Origin of the sequence: Rhodococcus opacus (genome assembly GCF_012396235.1) — a bacterium.
Taxonomy (GTDB): domain Bacteria; phylum Actinomycetota; class Actinomycetes; order Mycobacteriales; family Mycobacteriaceae; genus Rhodococcus_F; species Rhodococcus_F opacus.
Genome location: NZ_JAAXPA010000020.1, coordinates 132,306 through 142,257, shown reverse-complemented (window position 1 = coordinate 142,257; position 9,952 = coordinate 132,306). Strand labels below are relative to the sequence as shown.

Genomic DNA, 9,952 nt, shown 5'->3' with positions numbered 1-9,952 from the left:
TCTTCGGCGACACCCACGCCCACGGCACCGAAGGCGTGCACTTCTTCACCCGCGGCAAGGTCGTCACCACCCGCTGGCTCGACCCCAGCCACGGCGGACTCAACCTCGGCTTCCCCCAGAACAACTAGCCCTCCATGAGGCTTTCGTAGACGGAAAACCCACCAATCACCTGTGCGGGGTGCGGATCTCGGACCGCACCCCGCACAGGCCCCAACCGCACGATCACCCATCACACCATCAAGGAGCACGTCATGCCTCTCGTTCACATCCACGTCATCGAGAACAGGCGTACTCCTGAACAGCTTCGTCACCTCGCGGATGTGGTGCAGGGCGTGATGCTCGAGCACTTCGCAGCACCGGACCGAGACCGCTACCAGATCATCTCCGAGCACAAGCCGGGTCAGATCATTGCCGAGGACACCGGGCTGGGGTTCGAGCGAACCGACGACATCGTGGTCGTGCAGGTGGCCCAACAGGGCCGCAGCCAGGAGCAGAAGAAGGCCATGTATCGGGCACTGGCTGATCGCCTGCACGATGAGACCGGGTTGGCGCCAACCGATGTCATCGTATCGGTGCTCGAAAACACACGCGACGACTGGTCCTTCGGCAACGGTGTTGCCCAATTCGTGGAAGGACACCTCTGAGAACGGGCATCGACATGACCGGATATCAAACAGAGATCCTCACCTTCGCCGTGACCTGGGCACGCTACGACGGCTACACGGACATCTCGGCGCACCGATCCGATGGCGGATCCGCCTGCGGGAACCCGAGGGATTCGTCGCTGCTGATTCCGGCCTGTCCAGCATCGGCACAGCGATCCGCCGGGTTTCGACGTACAGCCGCCACAACCAGTCGAGAGCGAAGGAGGCGAGGTGCTCTCGAAACGCACCCTTGTCCGTGACCAGCATTCCGGTCGGTTCTACCCAGCCACGACGCATGATCTCACTGACTGAAAAGTGCACTGCCCGGCTCGACGCTGCGTACAGATAGTCATACGGCTCGCGTTGGCCGACACGGTCTGCGACACACACCCCCGTCGGTACGATGCCACCCGACCACCCGTACTGCTTCCTTCAGCACCGTCAGCACAGCTCTGGTCTCCTCGCTCTTGGCAACTGCCCACTCGAGGAAGTACTTGGATACCAGAGCCGTGCCATCTCCTTGTCCCCGATATAGTTCGATTCGCAAGCAGTGCTCGCAGGGAGCCGAAGTTGCCCACCGACACGAACAACTCCTGGGACTCCTCCAGGTCGAGCGACGCGAAGAAACCGAGATACGTCTCGTCCTGGAGAGCCGCGCGCACAAATGCCACGCCCAGATGACCCACGTCGTGTCGACTGAGCAAAATGGCGGCTCGAATGCTTTCCTGCTGGCGACGAAGGGAACTGTTGACGGCCAACAGCCGGAATCCTTCGCCACGTCAGCCCACTGCAGGTCGCCGACAGTGAGCACATGTTCGGTACAGTCCGCGAAACGTTCCACCGCCCCGATCCGAGACGTCGAGGGGCGTCCAGCGATGAATCGGTCCGTCATTGTCTTCCGACATCGGGCTCATCACGTCGGAGGCTCCGTTGCATGCGCCGGGGACGGTGTGTCGCTCGGGCCTCCTACCTCAGGCATCGCCAGGGCCCCGACGGTGCAACCTTGTTCGATGAAGCCGGCCCATTTCGCGGGCAAATCGACTCCCCGGCCCACCTCGAACTCCATCCGCTGATTCCCGTCGAGCGACTTGTACCCGCTGCCCTGAGCCATGGTCGTTCACTCCCTGCAGCCGGCGAGCCGGCGCCTCCCACCGAGGGCCGATCGCGAACACCTGACCGTCTTGTTACTCCGGATGGCCGGAGGCCGGAACTCAATTGGTCGCGGTGTCCTCGATCCGGAGGATGTCAGAAGAGAGCACCCTGTGTGTAGGGGCAATGGTGCTGCAATCGCCTCGGCACGCAAGCGCGGGTCGTCCTTCGACGACGAACATTGAGCAGTGCCGGGCATCTGCACGCTCCGGCACTTGCACCAACAGTCGGTTCGCTGCCGAAGTCGGCGCCCACGCCCCTGGTGTCCGGCCACCAAGCAGAGAAGAATTTGTATATGCCCAGCTCACACCGGACGCTCCGGAGGAGAAGGAGATGGTTGGGATGGCTGACGAACATCCCCCGCCCGTGTCGGCAGCGGCGGCCGCTGCGGCCGCGTTGCGTGACATCGCAGATGTGATCGGAAAGGAATCCGAGAACGCGACGGCGGTGGTGCCGACCGAGGAGGGCTGGTCGGTGGAAGTGGAGGTGGTCGACGACCGGCACATACCCCCGTCAGCGGACATGCTCGCACTCTACGAGGTGGTGCTGGACCTCGATGGAGAATTGCTGTCGTACCGGAGGACTCGCCGGTACCGGCGCGGCTCCGCCATCGAGGTGGCAGACGAAGCGCTTCCCGTCGACGAAGATGACGAGCCCCACCGTGACCGAAGCGACGGTGCCCGGTGACAGGTGCCGGTGCGAGTTCGCGTCCGCACACCGCAGGTCCTCGGCGCTCACGTCGGTGCGCGTGTCGACGAGGAACTGTCAGGAGGGCGAGTGTCGTGGAGAGCATGAGAACACACCACCCCGATGGTCGGCAGGTGCGCCGACAGCCGTGGTCGATGCTCCCAACCGACGAGTAGGGGAATCCGCCGGCAACAAGCGAATCGAGCGCGTAACTCACGGAATTCATCACCCGGCGCGCCGGCCGGGCGTGCGCGCCTAGGACCGGGCGAGCCGGCGGTCCGCGAGCGCAACGTGCTGTGCGAGGACGGGGCCGATGCCGGCGAGCGCTTCCGGACTCGTCATCTGCTGGTGCGTTACGGGAACGGCGTGTTCGAGGATCTCGCCGCTGATGTGCGGCCTCCACGCGGAGACGCCGGTGGATGCATCCACGGAATCTGCCGCACCGAAGTACAACAGATCGAGACCGCTCGGTGTGGACGGGCGGTGCGCGAGGGCGAGGTCGACCGTCTGGGTGAACACCCGGTGGACGGAGTCGAGGTCGTCCACGGTCACACCAGCGAACAGTCCGCCGGTGCGACGCAATACTTCCACGGCACGATCCGTGGTCGCCGCCGCATTCTCGTCGCCCGGGACCACCGCGCCGAGCTCCGCCAGAAGTGCTGCCACGGTGGGCTTCTCCGTCGTGTGACCGAATCCTTCGGCCAGGTGTGTGTCGAGCATCGCGAGGGTGGCCACCTCCTCGCCGACACCCGTGAGCTGCACCGCCATCTCATGGGCGATCTGACCGCCGACCGAGTAGCCGACCAGGTGATACGGACCGTCCGGTTGCACCGAGCGGATCCGTTGGACATACCGGGCGGCGAGATCCTGCAAGGAGTCGACACGCAGGTCCGGGTCGGTCAGCGCCGGGGATTGCAGCCCGTACACCGGACGGTCGCCGAGATACTGCACCAGTCCGGTGAAGCACCAGGCCAACCCGATCGCGGGGTGGATGCAGAACACCGGGTTGCCGGTTCCAGTGGTACGCAGCGGCAGCAGGACGTCGAGCGACCGGTCGGCGGCATCCTCCGCCCGGGAGTCCTCTGGCGCCGTGGCGATCATGTGCGCCAGGGCTTCCGGTGTCGGATGGGTGAAGATCCACTGCACCGGCACGGCGCGCGCGGACGATTCGGCAATCCGCGCGATCACGCTCGTCGCGGTGAGCGACGTGCCGCCGAGCGTGAAGTAGTTGTCGTCGAGGCCGACCCGGTCCAGGCCGAGCCCCTCGGCGAACGCGGCGGCCACTACTTCCTCGGTCGCGTTGCGCGGCGCCCGGTACGCGGCGCGCACCGCGGCGAAGTCGGGCTCCGGCAGGGCGGCGCGGTCGAGTTTCCCGTTCGCGGTGACCGGCACGGCGTCGAGCACGGTCACGGTCGCGGGGACCATGTGCGGGGCCAACCGCGCGCGGGCGTGCGCCAGGACCGCGGAGGTGTCGAGTAGCGAACCCGCAGCGGGGACGACGTAGCCGGCCAGCCGGTCGCCGCTGGTGTTCACGACGGCACGATCGATACCGGGGTATCCGAGGAGAGCCGATTCGATTTCGCCGAGTTCGATCCGGAAACCACGAATCTTCACCTGAAAATCCGAGCGACCCACATACTCGAGCACCGGCCCACCCACCGACCGCCGCCACCGCACCACATCCCCCGTCCGATACATCCGCTGCCCCGGCCCACCGAACGGATCCGCAACAAACCGCCCCGCCGTCAACCCCGACCGATTCCGATACCCCCGCGCCAGCGCCGGACCCGACAAATACAACTCCCCCGCCGCCCCGAACGGCACCGGCCGCAACCGCCCATCCAGAACCAATTCACCGAACCCACGAACCGGACCACCCACCGTGACCGACTCCCCCACCACCAAACCACCGCTCGCATTCGACATGATCGTCGCCTCCGTCGGCCCATACGCATTGAACATCCGCCGACCCGGAGCCCACCGCGCAACCAACTCCGGCGGGCACGCCTCACCCGCCACCACCAAAGCACCCAACGCCCCCACCGCAGCCGGATCAACCGACGACAACGCCGTCGGCGTCAACACCGCATGCGTCACCGACTCCCCCACCAAAATCCGCGCCAACTCCTCCCCACCGTAAACCGTCGGAGGAACCACCACCAACCGCGCACCCAACCCCAACGCCCACACCAACTCGAACACCGACGCATCGAAACTCGGTGACGCACAATGCAACACCCGAGCACCCGCACACACCCCGAAACCCGAACGCTGCGCAGCCACCACATTCGCCAAACCCCGATGCGTCACCACCACACCCTTCGGCACACCCGTCGACCCCGACGTATAAATCACATACGCAGCCTGACCCACCCGCACCGACGCACCCCGATCCACATCGGTCACCACCCCCGCCGACACCGACAACAACCGCGACTCCGTCACCGCATCGTCGAGCACCACCCACCGCACCGAACCCGGCAACCGATCCCGAAACTGCGAAAGCGTCACCCCCACAACCACACCCGAATCCACCACCATGTGCTCCACACGACCCGCCGGATACTGCGGATCCACCGGCAAAAACGCCGCCCCCGTCTTCGCCACCGCCCACACCGACAACACCGACTCGACCGACCGCGCCACCGCCACAGCCACCACCGACTCCGCACCCACCCCCGCCTCGAGCAACACCCGCGCCAACCGATTCGACTCCTCATCCAACTCCCGATACGTCACACTCCGACCCTCACACACCACCGCAACCGCACCCGGATCCGCAACCACCGACGCCGCCAACAACTCCGGCAACGTCACCTCCGACACCGACACCTCACCCACCACCGGCGTCAAGCACTCCAACTCCGCCACACCGATCACCGCGATGTCACCGATCGGGCGGTCCGGCGACGCCGTGACCGCGTCGAGGATGCGGACGAACTGGTCTGCGAAACCGCGCACGGTGCTCGCGTCCAGGATGTCGGTGGCGAAACCGAATGCCGCAGACATTCCGGCAGGTTCGCCGGCTGCGTCGACGTTCTCGCTCAGGGTCAGGTATAGGTCGCATTTGGCGACCTCGACACCGGCGTCGACGACCTCGACGGTCAGTTCGGGCAGTTCGAGGCGGCCCTCCTCGGTGTTCTGGAACTCGAGCAGCACCTGGAACAGCGGGGTGTGCGCGGTCGACCGCACCGGGTCGACCGCCTGCACCACCCGGTCGAACGGCACCTCCGCGTGCCCGAACGCCCCGAGATCGGTCTCGCGGACGTGCGCCATCAGATCGGTGAAGGAGCGCTCGGGTGCGACGCGGGTCCGCAGCACCACGGTGTTGACGAACATGCCGACCATCTCGTCCAGTGCCGCGTCGCCGCGACCGGCGACGGGCGTGCCCACCGCGAGGTCCGTCTCGCCGCTCAGCCGGCCGAGCAGGACGGCGAGTGCGGCGTGCGCGACCATGAACAGCGTCGAATCGTGACCCCGGGCGAGGTCGGACAGCTTCGTGTGAAGGTCCGCGCCGATCGCGAACGCCACGGTGGCGCCGTGTGAGGACCGCTGCAGCGGACGCCGGCGGTCGGTCGGCAGCTCGAGCAGCTCGGGCATCCCGTCGAGGGTCCGGCGCCAGTAGTCCAGCTGCGCCGAGATCGGCGAGTCCGGGTCGGTGTCGCTGCCCAGGGTGCGGCGTTGCCACAGCGCGAAGTCCGCGTACTGCACCGGCATCGGCGCCCATCCGGGCGGGCGTCCGTGCGTACGCGCGGTGTACGCGACCATCACGTCGCGGGCGAGCGGCGCCATCGACGAGCCGTCCGCCGCGATATGATGAAGCACCAGGACCACCACGCGCTGATCCGGACCGGTCCGCAGTACCGCGATGCGCATCGGGACGTCGCGACTCACGTTGAATTCTGCCGACGCCAGAGTCACCAGCTCGGTGCGCATCGCAGCCTCGTCGGACACGGTGACCGGGGTGAGGTCGACGGTCACCCGATCCGCGGGCAGCACCACCTGATGCGGGCCGTCAGCGGACCCCGGATAGACGGTGCGGAGCGGCTCGTGCCGTTCGACGACGTCGCCGAACGCGGCGCGCAGAGCGTCGATGTCGAGTTCCCCGGTCAGGCGCAGCGCGATCGGAACGTTGTAGGCGGGCGAGGTCGTGTCGACCTGGTTGACGATCCACATCCGCTGCTGTGCGAGGGAGAGGGGCACCCGGTCGGGGCGCGGGCCCGCCGTGAGGGCGGGACGCGCCGCGGTGCGGCGATCCGCGGCAGCGGCGCGGGCGGCGAGCCCCGCCACCGTGGGCGACTCGAACAGCTCCCGGACCCCCAAGCCGACACCCAGGGCGGAGTTGATGCGGGCGACGGCGCGGGTCGCGCTCAGCGAATTACCGCCCAGGTCGAAGAAGTTGTCGTCCAGCCCCGCCCGGCCGAGTCCCAGCACCTCGGCAAAGACGTCTGCCACGGTGTGCTCGGCCGAATTGGTCGACGCACGGAACACGGTGCGTACGATCGCGAAATCCGGGGTCGGCAGACCCTGCCGGTCCAGCTTGCCCACCGGGGTGAGGGGCAGCTCGTCGAGGATCACGATCGTCGCGGGAACCATGTGGGCGGGCACGAAGCCGCGCACATGGTCGGTCAGTTCGGCGACGTCGGGTTCGCCGTCACCGGACGGCAGGACGTAGGACACCAGGACGGTGTCGCCGGACGGGGCGGTGCGGCCGAGGGTCACCGCGAACGCGACGCGGGGATGCCGGGTCAGCGCTGCGTCGATTTCGCCGAGTTCGATCCGGAAACCACGAATCTTCACCTGAAAATCCGAGCGACCCACATACTCGAGCACCGGCCCACCCACCGACCGCCGCCACCGCACCACATCCCCCGTCCGATACATCCGCTGCCCCGGCCCACCGAACGGATCCGCAACAAACCGCCCCGCCGTCAACCCCGACCGATTCCGATACCCCCGCGCCAGCGCCGGACCCGACAAATACAACTCCCCCGCCGCCCCGAACGGCACCGGCCGCAACCGCCCATCCAGAACCAATTCACCGAACCCACGAACCGGACCACCCACCGTGACCGACTCCCCCACCACCAAACCACCGCTCGCATTCGACATGATCGTCGCCTCCGTCGGCCCATACGCATTGAACATCCGCCGACCCGGAGCCCACCGCGCAACCAACTCCGGCGGGCACGCCTCACCCGCCACCACCAAAGCACCCAACGCCCCCACCGCAGCCGGATCAACCGACGACAACGCCGTCGGCGTCAACACCGCATGCGTCACCGACTCCCCCACCAAAATCCGCGCCAACTCCTCCCCACCGTAAACCGTCGGAGGAACCACCACCAACCGCGCACCCAACCCCAACGCCCACACCAACTCGAACACCGACGCATCGAAACTCGGTGACGCACAATGCAACACCCGAGCACCCGCACACACCCCGAAACCCGAACGCTGCGCAGCCACCACATTCGCCAAACCCCGATGCGTCACCACCACACCCTTCGGCACACCCGTCGACCCCGACGTATAAATCACATACGCAGCCTGACCCACCCGCACCGACGCACCCCGATCCACATCGGTCACCACCCCCGCCGACACCGACAACAACCGCGACTCCGTCACCGCATCGTCGAGCACCACCCACCGCACCGAACCCGGCAACCGATCCCGAAACTGCGAAAGCGTCACCCCCACAACCACACCCGAATCCACCACCATGTGCTCCACACGACCCGCCGGATACTGCGGATCCACCGGCAAAAACGCCGCCCCCGTCTTCGCCACCGCCCACACCGACAACACCGACTCGACCGACCGCGCCACCGCCACAGCCACCACCGACTCCGCACCCACCCCCGCCTCGAGCAACACCCGCGCCAACCGATTCGACTCCTCATCCAACTCCCGATACGTCACACTCCGACCCTCACACACCACCGCAACCGCACCCGGATCCGCAACCACCGACGCCGCCAACAACTCCGGCAACGTCACCTCCGACACCGACACCTCACCCACCACCGGCGTCAAGCACTCCAACTCCGCCACACCGATCACCGCAAGCGGAGTGCCGGGGTCGGCGGCGAGCAGTTCGTCGATCAATTCGACGACGCCGGCGTGATGCGACTGCAGGTCGTCGTCGCGGTAGCGGTACGGGTTGGCCTCGAACTCGACAATCGTCGACGCCGGGGTGCCGCTCCGGTACACGTTGACGGACAGGTCCGGGACGGGACCGGTGGTGAGGATCCGGAAGTCTCCGGTCAGCGACCCGAAGGTGAGATCCTGATCGAAGAGCATCACGTTGATCATCGGTCCCGAGATCCTGCGGGCCTCGGCGGACACGCCCAGCTCGCGCAGAATGTCCTCGACGTTGCCGCGCTGGTGCCGCATTGCTCCCATCAGTTCGTGCTGGACCCGGGTCACGAGGTCGCCGACGGTGTCGTCGGGTCGGACCTGCACCCGCAGGGGGGCGACGTTGGCGAGCATTCCGCCGGATCGGCGCAGTACAGCGGTGGTGCGTGCGGACAGCGGAATGTCCACGAGCACGTCCTGCCGTCCCGTCCGCCGCGAGAGATAGCAGGCGAAGGCGGCGATCAACGCGGCCGCTGCCGTCGCGCCCGGCCGGCCGTCGGTGTCCTCGAGCCGTGTGACGGTATCGGCGGACAGCGCCGTGCGCACGGTGAGACTGTGGGCTGCAGGCGGAGCCTCGACGTCGGTCAGGGAGGCGCCGTTCGTGCGTGTGTGGAGACGTTCGGCCCAGTAGTCGCCGTCGGACGAGAACCGGTGGGATGCCCGGTACTCCTCTTCGAGGCGGTGCAGGGTGTGCAGGTCCGCTGCACGGTTCGGTTGAAGCTCGAGGCCCTGGACTGCCGCGGTATACAGGGCGGCGACACGATTGACCATCGTCATCGCCGCGTATCCGTCGAGGGCGACGTGGTGGATCCTGCTGTACCACAGGTGCCGCTCGTCACCCACCCGCAGCAGCGACGATTCGCACAGATAGTCGTGCTCGAAATCGACTCGTGCCGTGTAGTTCTCCTGCATCCACGCCTCGGCGGCGGCCATCGGGTCGGATGCACCGCGGAAGTCGACGATTCCCATGGCCGCGTCGGCCGGTGGGTCGACCACCTGGTGCGGCTCACCGTCGACGTCGACCAGACGCAGGAACACGGACTCGTATTCGTGGCCGGCGACGAGTGCTACCTCGCGGAACAGATCGACGTCCAGCGGCCCGCGGATGTCGACGTACTGCGCAATGCAGATCGGCACCTCCGGGGCGAGCTGCTGCGCAAACCACAGCCCGTGCTGCGCCGCGGACAGCGGGAACGGATCGGATCGATGCTCTCGGTAGTTCACTCGCGCAGCGTGTTCCATCAAATCACCAACCAGTGTGCTTGCGCCGCTGGGTTGACGGCGGGACGCTCGGTCCTTCTGGACAGGGGGAGCCGGACATACCGACGCCA

At 67.0% G+C, this 9,952-nt stretch carries 4 protein-coding genes; 3 read left to right on the top strand and 1 reads right to left on the bottom strand.

What is annotated here, in order from left to right:
* The 3 genes from HGB39_RS38985 to gvpO form a co-directional block, all read left to right on the top strand.
* On the top strand, positions 1–128 hold a 128-nt coding region (locus HGB39_RS38985; RefSeq protein ID WP_168442952.1), incomplete at its 5' end, for a methylmalonate-semialdehyde dehydrogenase.
* Positions 129–251: 123 nt separating this feature from the next.
* Positions 252–644 carry a tautomerase family protein gene (locus HGB39_RS24975; protein ID WP_005566527.1) on the top strand — a complete coding sequence of 131 codons (393 nt, stop codon included), beginning with the start codon at positions 252–254 and terminating at the stop codon, positions 642–644.
* 1,491 nt (positions 645–2,135) lie between these two features.
* Entirely contained in the window at positions 2,136–2,480 is a 345-nt protein-coding gene (gene gvpO / locus HGB39_RS24970; protein ID WP_005566532.1) for a gas vesicle protein GvpO, read from the top strand.
* A 255-nt stretch (positions 2,481–2,735) separates the two neighbouring features.
* Here the strand turns inward: gvpO and HGB39_RS38980 are convergent, their stop codons facing one another.
* Positions 2,736–9,845, bottom strand: coding sequence for a non-ribosomal peptide synthetase (locus HGB39_RS38980; RefSeq protein ID WP_267204537.1), 7,110 nt, complete (start codon positions 9,843–9,845; stop codon positions 2,736–2,738).
* Positions 9,846–9,952 lie beyond the last annotated feature (107 nt).